The organism is Peribacillus sp. FSL P2-0133, from assembly GCF_037975445.1.
Taxonomy (GTDB): domain Bacteria; phylum Bacillota; class Bacilli; order Bacillales; family DSM-1321; genus Peribacillus; species Peribacillus simplex_E.
The window spans coordinates 746,527-763,511 of the sequence record NZ_CP150254.1 but is presented as its reverse complement, the minus strand read 5'-3'; the positions used below and the strand labels follow the sequence as shown (position 1 = coordinate 763,511).

The 16,985-nt window shown below is 40.1% G+C and carries 14 protein-coding genes; 4 read left to right on the top strand and 10 right to left on the bottom strand.

Annotated elements, in window-relative coordinates; all coding sequences use genetic code 11:
- Positions 1–224: 224 nt before the first annotated feature.
- A complete protein-coding gene (locus MKY17_RS03595; RefSeq protein WP_098370595.1) occupies positions 225–1,151 on the top strand; it encodes a hypothetical protein in 927 nt (308 codons plus the stop codon).
- A 222-nt stretch (positions 1,152–1,373) separates the two neighbouring features.
- Here the strand turns inward: MKY17_RS03595 and MKY17_RS03590 are convergent, their stop codons facing one another.
- The 6 genes from MKY17_RS03590 to MKY17_RS03565 all read right to left on the bottom strand — a co-directional run bounded on the left by MKY17_RS03590 (position 1,374) and on the right by MKY17_RS03565 (position 10,775).
- The gene (locus MKY17_RS03590) at positions 1,374–6,044 is read right to left on the bottom strand and encodes a hypothetical protein (protein WP_098370594.1); all 4,671 of its coding nucleotides are present in this window, start codon (positions 6,042–6,044) and stop codon (positions 1,374–1,376) included.
- A gap of 172 nt (positions 6,045–6,216) precedes the next feature.
- A complete protein-coding gene (locus MKY17_RS03585; RefSeq protein WP_098370593.1) occupies positions 6,217–7,422 on the bottom strand; it encodes an MFS transporter in 1,206 nt (401 codons plus the stop codon).
- Positions 7,423–7,756: 334 nt separating this feature from the next.
- Positions 7,757–8,719 (bottom strand): sensor domain-containing diguanylate cyclase, encoded by a 963-nt coding sequence (locus MKY17_RS03580; RefSeq protein WP_179891020.1) that lies wholly within the window; start codon positions 8,717–8,719, stop codon positions 7,757–7,759.
- Between the two features lie 397 nt (positions 8,720–9,116).
- Positions 9,117–9,911 carry a DUF4097 family beta strand repeat-containing protein gene (locus MKY17_RS03575; protein ID WP_098370591.1) on the bottom strand — a complete coding sequence of 265 codons (795 nt, stop codon included), beginning with the start codon at positions 9,909–9,911 and terminating at the stop codon, positions 9,117–9,119.
- Positions 9,904–10,458, bottom strand: a complete 555-nt coding sequence (locus MKY17_RS03570; protein WP_098370590.1) for a DUF1700 domain-containing protein — start codon at positions 10,456–10,458, stop codon at positions 9,904–9,906. Before MKY17_RS03570 ends, MKY17_RS03575 begins: the two co-directional genes overlap by 8 nt.
- Entirely contained in the window at positions 10,455–10,775 is a 321-nt protein-coding gene (locus MKY17_RS03565) for a PadR family transcriptional regulator (protein WP_098370589.1), read from the bottom strand. Before MKY17_RS03565 ends, MKY17_RS03570 begins: the two co-directional genes overlap by 4 nt.
- Positions 10,776–11,002: 227 nt before the next feature.
- Between MKY17_RS03565 and MKY17_RS03560 the strand changes: the two genes are divergently transcribed.
- The gene (locus tag MKY17_RS03560; protein WP_179891019.1) at positions 11,003–12,061 is read left to right on the top strand and encodes a DUF2157 domain-containing protein; all 1,059 of its coding nucleotides are present in this window, start codon (positions 11,003–11,005) and stop codon (positions 12,059–12,061) included.
- On the top strand, positions 12,054–12,590 hold the full coding sequence (locus tag MKY17_RS03555) for a GDYXXLXY domain-containing protein (RefSeq protein WP_098370587.1): 537 nt from the start codon (positions 12,054–12,056) through the stop codon (positions 12,588–12,590). Before MKY17_RS03560 ends, MKY17_RS03555 begins: the two co-directional genes overlap by 8 nt.
- An 85-nt stretch (positions 12,591–12,675) precedes the next feature.
- On the opposite strand, the gene MKY17_RS03550 is transcribed toward MKY17_RS03555, so the two are convergent.
- The 4 genes from MKY17_RS03550 to MKY17_RS03535 form a co-directional block, all read right to left on the bottom strand.
- Positions 12,676–13,155, bottom strand: coding sequence for a C40 family peptidase (locus MKY17_RS03550; RefSeq protein WP_098370586.1), 480 nt, complete (start codon positions 13,153–13,155; stop codon positions 12,676–12,678).
- Positions 13,156–13,347: 192 nt separating this feature from the next.
- Positions 13,348–13,620 (bottom strand): phage holin, encoded by a 273-nt coding sequence (locus MKY17_RS03545; RefSeq protein ID WP_098370585.1) that lies wholly within the window; start codon positions 13,618–13,620, stop codon positions 13,348–13,350.
- A 307-nt stretch (positions 13,621–13,927) separates the two neighbouring features.
- The gene (locus MKY17_RS03540; protein WP_098370584.1) at positions 13,928–15,106 is read right to left on the bottom strand and encodes an LL-diaminopimelate aminotransferase; all 1,179 of its coding nucleotides are present in this window, start codon (positions 15,104–15,106) and stop codon (positions 13,928–13,930) included.
- Positions 15,107–15,168: 62 nt separating this feature from the next.
- Entirely contained in the window at positions 15,169–16,059 is an 891-nt protein-coding gene (locus MKY17_RS03535; protein ID WP_098370583.1) for a TIGR01777 family oxidoreductase, read from the bottom strand.
- A 329-nt stretch (positions 16,060–16,388) separates the two neighbouring features.
- Between MKY17_RS03535 and MKY17_RS03530 the strand changes: the two genes are divergently transcribed.
- Positions 16,389–16,859: a DinB family protein gene (locus MKY17_RS03530; protein WP_098370582.1), complete on the top strand. Its 471-nt coding sequence runs from the start codon at positions 16,389–16,391 to the stop codon at positions 16,857–16,859.
- Positions 16,860–16,985 lie beyond the last annotated feature (126 nt).

Genomic DNA, 16,985 nt, shown 5'->3' with positions numbered 1-16,985 from the left:
TATACTAGATATGAGGCATTATTTGAAGTGCTTGGTTTTTGATTGAAAATCCCTTGCATGACAAGCAAGGGACGAAACATTTACAGGGTTTTGGCATGCAACCTCAACAGCTTAATCGAGTTCCGTAAATGGAACATTTTGACTAAAAAAACTTACAATCACTTCCAACAACATGTAAGATAATGTTAAAGTAATATATCGATATATTTAGAGGAGTGGACAAAATGACTTTCTTTTATGTCATTCTTGCGGTAATTTTTGCTGTTTTACTGGTCAATTTCGTTAAAGGGCTAAGTGAACCGGCTAAATTAGAACGCTATCAAAATGAATTTCGTAAATACCATGCTGAAACTTTAGATCTGCATGCAACGGAAATCGTTTCAGAAGCATTGATAGAAAAGCTTAATAAAGCACTGGATTTCAATTATATGGAAAAGGTCAATGTTGAATTCCGCCTGAAGCATCCACGGGACTCACAGATAAAGGTCAATCAGGCATGGCGAGAATTGAAACGCTACTTGATTATGGCTGCAGTGTTTGGAAAAGTTGAAATGTTTAATTCAGTCATCGATGAGTTGTGGCATATCATGCTGAAATATAGACGGGAATATGATGAGTTTTGCCAGGATTTCATCGGTAGGGCCATTCAGCACCATCCTCATTCAGAACCTGTTTTCAAACCCGATGAGCGCACTCTTTTTGACTTTTACTATGTACAGCTATTTACCGTGGATTCCCATTCCATTCAAAAATGGGGCAAATTTTTCAAACATGATAAAGGGCAAACGCTTCTCCGCGATTTTGAAACGTTGGAGCTGGAGCAGTTAAAAGAGAAATATATGCGGAAACCGACAAGTAAGCAAGCCGAACGGACCTTTGAATCTTTCACATCCCAATTTAAAGAAAATCGCCCCATGACAGAATTGAATTGGCGGAAAACGTACGACCAGACGGACTACGCAGCTCCTGCTTATTTCACTTATGCAAGCACCGATGATTTTGACAGTGAATTTAAAGATATTTTCGGGAATGAATCGAACACAGTTTCCTCTGGATCCGGCCATGCCGATCATGGTGGTCATAACGGTTCCCATGACAGCAGTTCTGATTCCTCTTCAAGCTGTTCTTCATGCAGTTCTTGTTCGTCTTGAGCTTCTAAAGCGTTTCAGTTTGTATCCACAAGCATATAAACTTGATAATGGATTGATGAAGCTAAGTTTGTTACTCAATCAAAAATATAGCTTTTAAGTGCTCTCAGTTTGTAGACAAAAAGGGTTCGGAATTTATAAATTCCGAACCCTTTTTGAGATTTCCTTTGAATTTTCGTCCAAGGTTAAGAGATTGGGTATCTGACGCATTTCATTCCTTCTTCATTAATTCCACCGATTGAACCAATTCTTTATCCTTTGTTTATTTTTCTCAAGTACCTCCTTCGATGTCCGGTTGTCTTTTTGTTTTTTCCATTCAAAGAAAGATGCAATTCCGATAAGCAGCCCTCCGCCGATGATTAAATACAGCCACCATGGCATCTCGCCCCACATCGAATTGGTATTCATATAGACATTGAATAAAATGGTCCCGGTTCCAGCGATAAAATAGGATTTGTATTTCATCATGAATCCAAAGAGCATTGCTGCCAATGACACCGTGCCGATAATGAGCGCATCATATAAGGTGTTTCCTGCCATTGCATCAATGATCAAGGCTGAAAACAAGAGGAAAACAATACCACTTTCGATATATTGTGTGATTTTGCCTTTAACAAAGATTTTCCTCAGCAGAGTGGTGCTGACAATGAACAGCGGCAGAATATTCACCTCCTCCTCAAGTACAGCAGGTATCGTGAGCTGATCGACAATGACCCAATACGGATATAAACTGAACAATATCGCTGCAGCCATCTGGGATTTTCTTTCCAGCACCCCTGTAGTCGTGCTTCTCATCAAAATGAAATAGGCCGGAATCAGAAGTGCCACGAAGATTTCCAAAATGAAATGTGCTGGTCCCCCCGTCAAAACATCCATGTTCATGGCAAGAAGAAACAGCAGACCATAGACTCTGTAAAAATCCAATTGAAGTCCTGCCCCGCCTTTATCAAGCAAGCCTTTAAAGAATTTCCTGCTTAGCAGCACCATTATGGCCGTACACCCAAAAAGGAATGCCGCTCCAACGAAAGGCTGTAATGTGTCCGCGTACATGATGATGATCCAATACGGATACAAACTGAGAATTCCCGTTAGCCAAACGTAGATGACCTTTTCTTTTACATCCTTTGTGAAAGTTCCAATCAAGAAGAAGTAAACCGTGATCAAGAGCGAGACGACAACCTGGAGTAACTGGCTTGATGTTTCAGTTACTGGAATTCCCCTATTCATGGCAAGTAAAAACAGCAGGCCATATATCCTGTATGCATCGATGGTAATACCTGTTTCTTCCTTTTTGATTAAACCATCGAAATAACGCCGGCTTAAAAGCAGCATCCCTGACATACAGCCGAAAAGGAACATCAATCCCTTTACAACCGATAGGCTGTCGGCATAGCCGACGATGTTCAGGAAGGGATACAGACTGACTAGAGCAGCAATATTGGAATAGATTTTCTTTTCTGGCTTTTCCGCTGTCAAGTTTCTCAGGAAAATGAAATAAGCGGTTAACAGAAGCGATACAAAGACTTGGAGTAACTGATGTTTAGTACCATTAAAAACCTCTACATTCATATCGATCAAAAAGAATAAACCATAGATCCTGAAAGGATCAAAGCTGATGATGCCTGATCCATTTTTCTTGAGTAACCATATGGAATACAGTCTGCTTAACAACAACATTCCTGCCATACAGCCAAAAAGAACTGCCAAACTCGTGACGACTGAGAGTGCATGGGCAAAGTCCATGATATTGATAAACGGGAAAAGTCCGATGATGGCCGCTATTCCCGAATAAATGCTTTTTTCTTTCGTATGGATCGTGAATCTTCCCATAATGATGAAGTAGCCAGGCAACAACAGGGAAACAAAAATCCCCAAAATTGCAGAACCTGTATCGCTCATAAACACTTCCAGATTCAAAGTGCACAGATATAACAAGCCAAAAATCCGATAATAATCAATTACTCGCTTCGTTCCCTCTTGGTTGACCAATCCTTTGAAATGGCGTCTGCTAGCCATCACCATCACAGTCATGCATACAAGCAATACGATAATCGCCATAACCAAAGGTAATGTATTTACATACATATTATAGAAGATGAACGCAAGGCTTAGAGGAACCACAACATAGTTCCGCCAATTCCTTTTCATGAGCAGATACCAGGCAAATAAGAACTGTACAGTCATCACTCCTACCCAGACCAGTTCCCTGTTAGTCGGAAAATCCCGGATTGCCGTTTCCAATATGGATATGCTTATCCCTAAATGAATGAATGGAATAAGATAATACTCCATGATTCCTTTCCAATTCTTATTGGAAACCGACCACAGAATGGTTATGAGTCCTGCTGTTATCATCATGGATATTGATGTAATGAACTCTATTTGCCCCACGTTTGCAAAAAATAAATGGACCTGCAGGAAAAGGGCTGAAAACCCCAGGTACGTAAAAACGTATTTTTCCCATTTCACATGTGCCCTTAAAGCACTCAAAATATAAATCAACAGTTGTGCAGCATATAGGAACGGTGAACTTTCCGTATTAACAATGAGCAAATATCCAACGGGAATCGCCAGCAAATTGGCAAAGTGACTTGTATATTGGAAGTACAATTTCCCTTTCCCCGAATATTTCCCAAGCCATTCTCCCAAAAGGAAAAAGATAATAGGACCTAGCAGCACAAACGCAATCTTCAACACCATTGAACTCAAATCAAAAACATCGTAGAGTGAAACATATAGGCTGGCACTTGTAATCACGACAGGCACCCAGAATATGTGCTTCCGATGTATATGGACGGACCAGCCGTTTATTGCCGTAGCTATGGCGATGACTCCGCTTTCCTCCAAAGGTTTCAGTGAATCGAATGGAATCGATACCAAGGAAAGGAAGGAGAGTATCTGTGCGCTATATGCAAAAACAGGAAATAATTTATGATAACCCTTTTTAAATGTGTAAGCTGCACCGATGGAAATCAGTGAAACCCCCATTAAATAGACGCTAAGCGTTATATTTGACCGGACCCACTCTAAACTCTCCAACAAAAATGGATAGAAAGCAACCAAAGCCAGTACGAAAGTGATTGGAAATCCGTATATGGCGTTTTCCTTCATATGCTTTGATTCGTCTTTTATATATGTGATTAAGAATAGCCCCGAGATCATGGCGAGCGCGGCACTAACTGCAAGCCAATCCATTTCGCTGAATTTAATGGTCAGTATCACTAACATGATCATTGGGGAGATAAGTAAGATACTCTTCTTAAACAGGCTGTACCTTGGGTGACGGTTATATAAATATACTCCAACATATTGAATGGCCTGAAGAACGAAAACAAGATTTAAAATGGTAGAAAAAGAGACTGGCAAAGCAAAGAAAAGATACAGGAACGCTAAGTCGAAAACAACAACAGCCGGGTACGTGAAGCTTGGATTTCTCGAATGAAGGGAAAAATGGACAAGCTGAGCGGATACTATCATGAGCGCGATGAATATTTGCGCATAGTTCTCCTGGTACACCATCGCGTTACTATATAAGAAAACGATACCGCTCTCAATCAAACTGGTGAACATGAAGTTCTTGGAAAGCTTAGTCATTTTAGATTTAGCCAGATATTTCGATAGCATAGTAAAAATGATTGGTACAAGTGCAAAAGCAATGACCATGTATTCACTTAAAAATGAGTTAAAAACAAAATGGATATATCCATACGTGAAAACGGCGCTAAAAGCCATTTCATAATATTTTTTTTGGAATTTGACCGAAAAAATTAAAAACAACACAGAAAAGACCATCAACGTTAGCGAGTACACCAAGTTACTTGAAAATAACGTCAGGATCACAAAGGCTTCCACGATGATCTTAAACTGGATGAATTGAAAAATGAATGGTTTGAATAACGTTAATGCTTTTTGATTTTTCAATTGCTCGATATTCCATAATAGTATTAAATTAAGAATGCCAATCGCCAAAAACATCCACTCGATAGTCGGCGTCACAAAGGCCAATCCGAAATAGCAGGTAATGCCAAACGTGAATATCGAAATGAAAATGAATATTTTCGACTTAAAGTAGTCAGCAATCTTACAATAAATCGCTAAACAAAGTAATCCCCCAAGAAACCCCAGTAGCCCCCGCCCCCCACCATTAAGTGAAAGGTACTCTCCAAAAATCCGATAATATGAAGCTGATAAAATCGTAATCGGAATGAATAAACCCGCTAGCGTCAGGAATGCAAAAGCTGTCTGTTCAATTTTCAGCTTCGAAGCGATGAAGGCCATTCCTGCAAAAATGACGGATACCATTCCAATGAAGAAAACTTTCAGGACCGCATTCAGATCCCCCCAAGAGGAAGTTGCTAAAATCAACCCGCCGAACAGAAGCAATATGACCCCGGTGAGCAGGATGACCGAGATATTCCGTTCCCTGATTTGCTCAGGTGTTTTCTTCGGCTTTGCCGGTTTTACCTGTTTCTCCCGCTTGATGGCCTGCTTTTGAATAACAGGTTTCCTATCAGTGATCTCCTTGACCGGTTCAAGACTTTCCTCGAAAGCTGATTCATTAGTTTCATATGTGGTCTCCTCATCTTTCGTTATCGTTTCTTTCACTCCACTAGATTCACGTAATTTCAATGAAGATTCTTCAATCAGACTATCTTGTACCCTCACTTCGGCACTTTCACCGATAATCGTTCCATGTCCTTGGATGGATTTCTTTTTTTCATGCCCTAAGCGCTTTTGTTTATGGAGGGCTAATTGGAAATGCCGATTGTATGCCCTGCTAATCCGTATATATTCTGATTTAGGGATGAGCCGCCTTTCCCATAAAACATCCAGTTCTTCTTGGAAAATACGCTTCCTTCTTTCTAATGTCATTTCTTCGTTTGAAGAATCATTCATCCCAAGATTCCCCTTCCTTCAAATAGACCTTCTATCATCTTATGTATATTCTCTTTTCGATAATAACAAAGTTTTTCCATTTTTTATATATTAAGGATGATACACTGATAAAACAAGGAAGCCAGTGGTGTTCCTCCTGACTCAAAAAAAGAATGACTTCTATTGAAGCCATTCAACGTCTTTCCATTGATTTTAATTTATCCTCGCTCCTGATGATGCACAAATAAACGATCATTGAAATGAAAATCGAGGCGGCTGCCGTGATATAGATGCTCCTATAACCGAAGAGGAAGCTTATTTGCCCGAACACGATGGCACCTATGCCCACACCAAGATCGAAAAATGAAAAGTATGTTGCATTCGCCATCGCCTTCCGATTGGGTGCCGTCTTTTCAATTGACCATGCCTGCAGCGCTGGCTGGACAGAACCGAATCCAAATCCATAAAGCACTGCCGCAATGTAAAGGACCGCTTCACTCGGCATCCATGCAAGCAGCAGCATCCCAGCCATGATGAGTAATGTTGAAGGCACGAATATGGCTCGATGTCCCCTTCGGTCATATAATCGACCCGCGAATAATCTCGTGACCATGAGGGCCATTGCATATACTAAAAAGTACCACTGAATGCCATCTACACCTTTTTCCGCTGTATATAAGGGAAGGAAGGTTGCAATTCCACCGAATGTAACGGAGATGAAGAAAATGAGCAAAGATGGCTGAAGAGCACTTTTTTCATATATATCAAACCTTTTGGCTCTGACAGCCGCCGAAGGATCACTTTCCACTTTTTGATACCGAATAAGTGATGCTGCAATGATGGCAAACAAACCTAATAATGAACAGATCAAAAACAACTCTTGAAACGGAATGACGGTAACTAGAAAAAGACCCAATGATGGCCCGAATGCAAGTGCTAAGTTACCCGATAATCCATAATACCCCATCCCCTCGCCACGCCGTTTCGCAGGGATTATATCGGAAGCAATCGTTCCTGATGCCGTTGAAGAAAATCCCCATCCGACGCCCTGTACAATCCGCATCATGAATAACAGGCCGATGCTCCCCATAAACCCGAATGAACCCACGGACAATGCAAAAATGGCTAACCCGGCAGAAAAAACGATGCGTCTTCCCTTCGTCTCCAATAATCTGCCGGCAATTGGCCGAACAAGCAAGGCCGAAAAAGTGAAGATTCCAAGGACAGCCCCCACCAGGCGGTCGTCACCGCCAAGCTGCTCAACAAACAGCGGGAGGGTCGGCATCGTCATTTGAAACCCCATGAAGATGCACATATTTGCCAAACAGATCATGATGAAATCACGTGTCCAGATTTTATCAGTGCCTCTTACCCGTTCATCCACTAAGCTTTCCCTCATACCCCTTCACCTTCTAATTAAAATAGTCATTGCCAGTTTACTAAAATTGGTTAAAATAAGCGAATGATTTATTTCGTATACCTAAATATATATAAAAATAAAAGCCCAGTATGACACTGGGCTCCCCCTTCATATCGAAATGCCAATATGTTCGTTTCCGTTCACTTACCTTCCTTACGCAAAAAACGATTTAAGTTCGCCAGGCTTTCTATTCATCATTCTTACAGCGAATTGTTTTATTTCAAAATTCCATTAAACCACCCAGGTATCAACCATTCTGCTAGTGAGGAATGGTGGTATTGCCCTTGCCCTAGCTTATTGTATCCCTTATCTTTCATCTACCCGCCCGAACGAGTTTCTGTTCTTTTCTACGCCGTTTATCTTGAAACATTTTTTGATCCGCTTCCATGAATAAGCTATCCATATTCCGTTTGGAATGCGAACGGTAAGCATGCCCGAATGACATACTGATGTGAGGGACTTTTTTTAGGGAGTTTTGCAGAAGGATTTCTTCCTTTAATAATTCACAAAGAGATTCTACTTCTCGCTTGCTTCTATCAATCAGCAGAATGGCAAACTCATCTCCTCCTACTCTCGCTACAACTGCGATGTCCGAGAAAATCCGTTTCAATAGATTGGCCGCTTCTTTAATCAATTCATCCCCTTTCTTATGACCATACGTATCATTCATAAATTTCAGCTCATCTAGATCACACAATATCATGGCAACCGGAGTGTCAAAATCAAGATTGGATTTGGCAGATATTTTATCGAAAAACTGTCGATTATGGATATTCGTTAATGGGTCATGGGACATTTGATACTCAATATCCTGTATGAATCTCACTCTTTCATCAATATTCCGAATGATTCCTTGAACAGCTACCAATTGCTCTTTTTCATATATAGGTGTAGCATATTCCTCGAACCACCAATAATTCCCCTCGATATCTCTCCAGCGTTGAATGACAGACTTAGTATAATCAATCCCAACGTATATCTTTTCATTTAGGATATCAAAGTCATCAGGATGAATCCTTTCAAAAGGCGAGGAAGGGTCATTATAGGCTTCTTCCAAGACGCCTTGACCTAGTAGTGTATTGATGGACGGACTTAGATACCTGAACTTGGAACTTGGGATTGATTCGTAGCAGTAGATAATATCCTTAGAACTTTCCACTATATTAAAAACCTCTTTTTGCTCTTCGAATCCTTTCTTCAGATAGTCCTTTTCCCTTTTCTTGCGAGTGAAGATCATACATTTAAATATATTTAATGACAACTTATTGAATTTCATTCTACAGCCCCCATACTTTGAAGTCATTTTCATTAAAATCTTTTCCTTAGATTTGATGGCGGACTTACACTCATTACTTTTAACATAATTATCCTTTCCATATTATAATTCTAAACAACTAAAAGGAAAAACTATTCCTAGAAAGGGGACCACTTCCAGCAAATTACCCACTCTATGATAAAATGAAAAACAGAAGAACCACTGGCATTTTCTTTATTATCGGAAACTCGTCTATTCCTCTCCAGCCGGTCAGTACTTTGTTCCAACAAATATTGGCTTCTGTTTATGGCTCATTTCTAAATTGGCATTATTATAAAACACCTGCTGCTCATGAAGATGAAATGGCCGCATAATTGAATAAAGCCGATCCCAATTGGATCGGCTTTTTCATGCTTCACTATTTCGTTATCTCGATTTTCCCATTATTCGTTTCCAATTTCACTAAGTTTTCACCTTTGCCAATGACAGTATCGCCCTCATACTTACCAAGGATATCCACTCTCCCATTGTCAACATGAACATCGAAAGTTGTATTTGTCGGTTCATTCTCCGTTTTGATCATGATTTTACCATTATTACTTTCGAAGTCGATCTCCCTATCCAAGTCTTTCGTGACCAATGTAATTTTACCGTTATTCGATGACCCAACCAGTTTTCCCTCCACATTATTAAGATCCACTTTTCCATTAGCAGATTTCACTTCAACTTTTTCGGTTATTATATCATTTAATTCTACCCGGCCATTTTGAGATTTCACATTCAGATTTTCACTTTTCAATCCTGATATTTGCAATTTTCCATTATCGGATTCGACGACAAAGGATTTATAAGATTCATCAGGCACATACACCTTTAAATGTAAGGATTGAATATGAAAACCAAAGCTAAAGGTACGTCGATCTTTTAATTGTACCGAAAGCTTCTTCCCTTCCACATCGGCAGTGAAATCCAACTTGGAAACATCCATCCCTTTTGAAACCAATTCTATCCTGGTCTCCTTATCCTTCGTTGGAACAATTTCTACAGCTGCATTGTCAGTGTCGATCTGAATGTCCGTCACGATTTCAGAAATCGTTTTTTCCTCTGTAGTCGTTTCCTTATTCGTCACTTGGGAAAAAGTAAACATACTTCCTATTACTCCGACCAGTAACAATACAAGTGCAATGATCGATATTTTTTTTACATTAATCATTTTTCAAACCGCCTTTCACAAGGGAAGCGTTAAATTTTAAATAGCGAATAAATCCTTTAGTTAAAGCATTCGTAGCGGCAAACATTCCCATGGCAATGAAAATGCCAATCCCGCATAGTCCCAATGCGAAGAAAAGATCGAATAATTGAAAATTGCCTATGGCAAGGTTAAAAAGAACGCCAAACGGAGCAAGAATGAACGCGATCGCCGAAGCCCATCCTGCAATGACAACTCCGATCAATGCTACAAATGGTCCCAAAACGATCACTAAATTAAAGAATCCCAAACCAATGACTGCCCAAACCGCCCGCATTACATTACCTGCAGAAGTCGTTTGTTCGACCTGACCAAGATGATAGGATGCCATAAGTTCCTTTGAAATCTGTCTAGGATTCCCAAGGGATTTGGAGATTTCCTGCTCTGACTTCCCTTCTTCCATTCCAATTTCGAAATACTCTTCGTAATCTTGAAGGATATCTTCCCGTTCCTCTAAGGTAAGTCTGGTTAAAGAGGCATTCAATTGTTTTAAAAATTGTTCTTTATTCATTGGTTCACACCTTCCTTGATTAATTGATTGACCCCATTGGAAAATTCATACCATTCCGTCAGCAGCTCTTGAAGGTATCTCCGGCCTTTGTCCGTTAACTTATAATACTTGCGCGGAGGCCCTTCTGTTGATTCTTGCAAATATGACGTAAAATACTCCTCCTTCGTCAAGCGACGTAAAAGTGGATATACCGACCCTTCCGATATTTCAATTTGATCCGAAATCTTTTGCACAAGTTCATATCCATAGCGATCCTGCTTATCCAGTAAGACCAGGACACATAGTTCCAGGACACCTTTCTTAAATTGTACATTCATAGCACCATCACTCCTTCCAAGAGTCTTTTAGTATAGTTCAATAAACAGTACTGAACACCGAACAATACATCTTATGTAAATAATTTACCACATGGTACTGTTCATTGCAAGGTACTGTTTTTTTTGTACTATATGCATTCCTATTAGGGTAGAAGAAAATTAACATTATATTCAAAGCTGCAAGAGAATACGATGTATAATAGTAAAATATGGAAGGAGGAGTTAATTTGGCCAACAAAGAAATAACAAAAAAGCAATTCGAATTTCTTGAACATGAATTTAATTACCTTGAAAAGGAAGGAATCATCTCCCAGCAGGAGAAAGTGAGGATGTTAGGTTCCTATGATGTAAAAGGTAATTTGAACTTCATCACTATTCTATTATCCATTGGGGCACTTCTTTTAGGTTTAGGCGTATTGACCTTCGTAGCCAGTAACTGGATCTATTTAAGTAAAGCGGTTAAATTCCTGCTTATCATTGCATGCCTCATCGGAGTGAACTTTGCTGGCGTGAAGGTGCAGGCACGCTTGCCCAAAACGTCACGAAGTCTGCATTATGCAGGTATTCTGATTTTTGGTGCAGGGATTTTTCTAATCGAGCAGATGTTTAACATCAGCATCAATTTCAACAGTTCCTTTTTATTATGGGCGATCGGTACGGTATTCATTGGTTACTATTTGAAGGATGTCTTTGTTCTCCTTTTTACATCTTTCCTGCTTTTCATTTATATTAACGGAAGTATATTCGTTGATGAAACGTCTTATCCGCTTGCCATTCTTATATTTCTACCGGCTTTATACATTCTGTTAAAGAAATTCGATTACCCTAAATATTTGACTTTTTTCATTAACGCTTTAGCCATCAATACAATTGCCTTATTTCTTATGGAATTCGTGCCGAAGCTGGGTTTTGAAAATTCGAATACAATTGTCCTTTCCATTCTGTTTGTATTGGGAATCGTGCTTGCCTATATTCCGGTAAGAGCAAAATTACAGAACATCACACACATACAAGGGCATATCTTACATGGTATTACCGCACTCTTCCTTACCTTTGATTTTTCAATCTGGTTTCCTTTAGCTTATTTCGTTTTTCTGCTTTATCTCATTCTAAAAGGCAGTTTGACCAGCATCGTAATAATATGTGCACTGATTTTCAGATATTACATCTACTCCTTTGACTTCCTGCCAAAATCGCTTACATTCATCATTGGTGGAATCATGCTTATCGGTTTTGGCTTCTTCTTTGAAAATCAACGAAAAAAAGGAGGGGAACTCAATGAGTAATCCATCATTCCGGCCACTCATCGTATTTTCCATTCCAGTCTTGATTCTGTTAGTCTTGGCATTTCCTCCGGTCTGGACAACAATGACAGGAGATGTAATCAAGATCAAAACAGCCCCGGTCGACCCGACTGATTTGTTTAGGGGAAGCTATGTGGCTTTGAAATACGAAATTGAATCAGTTAAGCCGTCACAAGTCGATGACTCGATTAAAACCGGGTTCAATACAAGAAATATGGGTGATTATAAAAAGGTATATGTACGTTTAAAACAAAACACTGATGGACTATACGGTGTCGATTACGTAACGAAAGAAAAACCCGGCAAAGGCGTTTACCTAAAAGGGGAATTGGAAATCCCATATGACCTGCAAAATGCTAAAACCATTCAGATCAGATACGGTCTGGACAATTATTTCGCATCCGAAGAAAAGGCAAAGGAAATGGAGAAGGACGCATTGGCTAATCCTTCAGTGGCCGTCGTAAAAGTTCGTAATGGCAACGTTGTTTTAACCGATATCATCATTGAATGAATGACCCCCGGATATGACCAGCAAAAAGAGCATCGGTTTTTCGATGCTCTTTTTTGCAGGACTTTTTCATATGAACATCAGATTGTTACTTAATAACTCGTTTTGCCCCTATATATTTTTCCTTCCAATACTTATCACTCATTTTGACCACCTTAACCCCTTTAGTGGTGGTCCCGACAAATGTACCATTTCCATAATAGATTCCTACAAAAGAGACCTCCCCTTTCTTACCTGTCGCATAGAAGACTAAATCGCCCGCTTTTAAATCATTTTGCTTCACGGCCTTTCCGGTTTTATACTGTTCCGCACTCGTTCTCGGAATTTTCATTTCCGTTGCGGCATTTTTATATACATACTGGGTAAGACCGCTAGCATCAAACCCTTTTGGAGTCGTCCCCCCATATTTATATTTGCTCCCAACCTGCTTCTTTGCCAAAGCGGCAACTTCATCACCATAATTGATAGAGGCTGAAGCATTAGCCGGACTGAAAATGAATGCCATCAATAATGCCCCGATTAAAACTATGGCTGCAAACCATTTTGAAACTGGTAAACTATAACTCATCCTTTTTCCTCCCCAAACTGAAAATGAACCACAATTTTAAATGTATGTTGCATTTCGGTTTTTAGACCAAAATCATTATCCCAAATCATCATCTCTGCCCAAAAAACAAATAACCAGATAACGCCGTTGTGTAGCAAGTAACGGTGTTATCTGGTATATTCTACTCTTCAATAGATGAAAGAATAGTGTCCATTACTTAGGCTCCTTGTATTGTCGGGCATTTTCACTGTCGCTTAGACCTTTAGTGGTATGATCGACCACACCGCCGACCCCAAAGAATGTAAGCGCTATGAAGTTAATGATGCCTAAAGCCCCGTTCAATGCATCATCAGTAATGGTAAAGCCTATAGGGGTAATGAAATTATTTATGAACGCAGCAATCATCTGGGCCAATATTAAAAGCCCTGGAATGAGTACCGTGAATATAAACGTAGGATTCTTAAAACGCACTTTCCAGTTGATCATTGCTTTTCCCCCTCTCTATCATATTAAGCCCGCTTCATTTAAGAGGGTTGCGGACTTGCTATATATTATGCGGCTTGTCCATCTTACGTTCGGAAATTCCATTCATAATCTATCACGCTAGTTCCCCTAAACAAAAAAAGCCCATCCGAGGATGGACCTTCTCTTAAACTTCAAAGTAGTTTTTTTAAAACACTAGAGAGCGCCTCACTTTAACAAGTAAGGAACAACTTCCTCAAGCTATATATATTCCTCAGCGTGCCCATGATCGAGCGTTCTTAAAACCTGAATATATTAAATGCTGGATTTTTCACACTCCAATTTTTTTCTCCAAAAACAATTTGATCCGTTCAGCAGCTTCTTTCAATCTCTCGGCCGGCTGGACCAAGGCCATCCGGACATACCCTTCCCCTTGCTTCCCAAAAGCATCGCCTGGGACGACCGTAACCCCTGCTTTTTCAATCAATGCATAGGAAAAATCCCGTGATTTCCAGCCAGCAGGAATTTGGGCCCAAATAAACATGGTAGCTGAGGTTTTCGGCACATGCCATCCCCCTTCAGCAAGACCTGATATCAAGGCATCACGTCGGGACTGGTATTCCTTAACTTGTTCTGATAGCAGCGAAAGATTAGAAGTTAGCGCCATCTCGGCAGCTTTTTGGATTGGATAAAAAACCCCATAATCGATGTGTGATTTCAACGTTCCCAGGATGTTCAGCGCCTCTCTATTGCCCACCGCATACCCAATGCGGCAGCCCGCCATATTAAAAGTTTTGGAAAGTGAGTTAAATTCAATCCCCACTTCCTTGGCACCAGGAATGGACATAAAACTAATTTGCGGATGATCATCAAAAATCAACTCTGAATAAGCAAAATCGTGAACCACCATGATCTCGTTCTTTTTCGCAAACGATATGACTTCCGAAAAGAAATCTTCATCAGCAAGGGCGGTGACAGGATTTCCCGGATAACTGATGATCATCATTTTGGTCTTTTTCACTATTTCATCCGGAATAACGTTGAGCTGCGGCAGGAAGGCATTTTCGGCAGTAAGCGGCATCGGATGAATGATTCCGCCGGCAAGCTCTACACTCGCTTCATAAATTGGATATCCTGGATCTGGCACCAGCACATAATCTCCAGGGTTAATCATCGCCGTTGCCAAGTGTGCAAGGCCATCCTGCGATCCCATCAGTTGGAGGACTTCCCTTTCTGCATCCAGCTCCACTCCATAACGCATCCGATAAAAATAACGGACTGCCTCATTGAATTCAGGCGTACCTTTTAACGTATACCCGTAAGAACTGGGATCCTGCGCATATTTCACAAGCGTATCCATTACAAAATCAGGCGGTGGTAAATCCGGACTTCCTACACTCAAATCGATAACATCCACCCCTCGTTTCATTGCATCCTGCTTGCGGGTCGCCAACTCTGAAAATATTCCTGTTGTGAATCTTCCGACTTTTTCAGATGGAGTCATATTCATTCTACGATTCCCCTCTCTTAATGATTTTCTATCTATCATTATAGCAATCAATCTCGAGTATTTTAAGAATTCATCAGTATCTGTTCCAGAGCCTCATCAAGATGATGGAATTTAAATACATACCCCGCCTTTTCCAGCCTCTCAGGTATGACCCACCTGCTTTTTAATATCAATTCCGTTTCGGTCCCCATAAATAAAGCCCCCATTTCAAGCATGGGTGTTGGACAGGGAAATCCTATCCTAATATTCATGAGCTTTCTCAAATGAGCCATCAGTTCACGATTTGTAACTGGATGAGGCGATGAACAATTGAACACCCCGCTCAACTCTTGATTCTTTCTCAGAAAAAGGACAATGTTAAATAAATCTTCTATATGTATCCAACTGAATTTCTGATTTCCTGATCCTTGATGGCCTCCCAGTCCGAATTTAACCAAATTCCTATATGGGGTCATCACTCCCCCATCGCCCAATACAATGGCGATCCGTAAAGCAATTTGTCTCGTCTTGGGTAATCGGAAATCGAAAAATGAGAGCTCCCACGCTTTCGCAACATCTACAGAAAAACCTGAACCGATTACACCATCCCCCTCCGTCATTGGTTTATCTTCAGCATGCCTGTAAATCGTTGCCGTACTTGAGTTTATCCATAATGAAGGAGGATTTTCACATTGTTCAATCGCCTTACCTAGCATTTCAGTCGTATCAGTTCGTGAATCCAATATTTCTTTCTTATTCTTGGCATTGTAGCGGCAATTGACCGTTTTTCCTGCTAAGTTGATTAACATATCCGAATTATCGATCGTTTCCCTTATTCCTTCTTTATCTTCCCAGCCAGTATGCGGGGTTTGCCTGGAGATGATCCTTACCTCATATCCCAAATTCCTGAAATGCTTTTCAAAGTATTGACCGACAAAACCAGTCCCGCCAGCTAAAACCACTTTCTTCAGCATATAACCAACCCGCTTTCTTTTAGAGTGAATAGGCCGAGCCATAACCAGTTTAAATCTTTTTGTGAATTACTTCACAAGTATACCATCTTATTACATTAATTGGTATCACGAATAAATAACATACGCGTGCAACAATTTGTGAACTTGTCCAGGAAAATAAACTGGTCCTGATTGAATTAAACAGGAGCGATACTTTACATAATAGAAGGAATACGCAAAGATTAATACCTGAACAGATCATTGGATTTTCTATATTTTCAAAATAACCCCATATTCTCAGCGTCCATTCGTGTATAGTTAAAATATACCTGCTAAAAGGGGAGATAATTATGAAATCGATAGAACTAATCATCTTAAATCTTGAAGAGGTTAGAAGAAGAAACATTAAACTATGGACATCAATACCTAAAAGCACACTCCATTGGAAACCGGACGACAAGGCAATGAGCTGTTTAGAAATGGTTAGACATGTTCTTGATAGTGAGCATTACTATCATTTATCCATTAAAAATCAAGGTAGCCTACAAGTTTATGAATCACCATTTGAAAAACAGCCACTTACCTCTGTTGAAGCGGAATTGAACTTTGCCGAACCTTACAGGCGTGATTTTTTGGAAACAATCATATCCTTCAGCGAGGACGACTTATCCAATATTAAGATCGATCGCTCCGATATGGGATATATCAGGGATTTAGGAGACATGTTGCTAAGAATCGCTTATCATGAGTCTGTACATACTGGTCAATTATTAGACTACTTAAGAACTGCTGGAGTTCCTAGAATTAACGTTTGGGATTAATTACATCATTTTCAAAGGTGTTTCATCATGGTGAAGCACCCAGACTGTAGGCAATCTCGATGAAAATCGAGTTTGCCTACAGTTTTTTTATTGCTTGTACAATTTGGACGTTGATTTCCGCTCCAG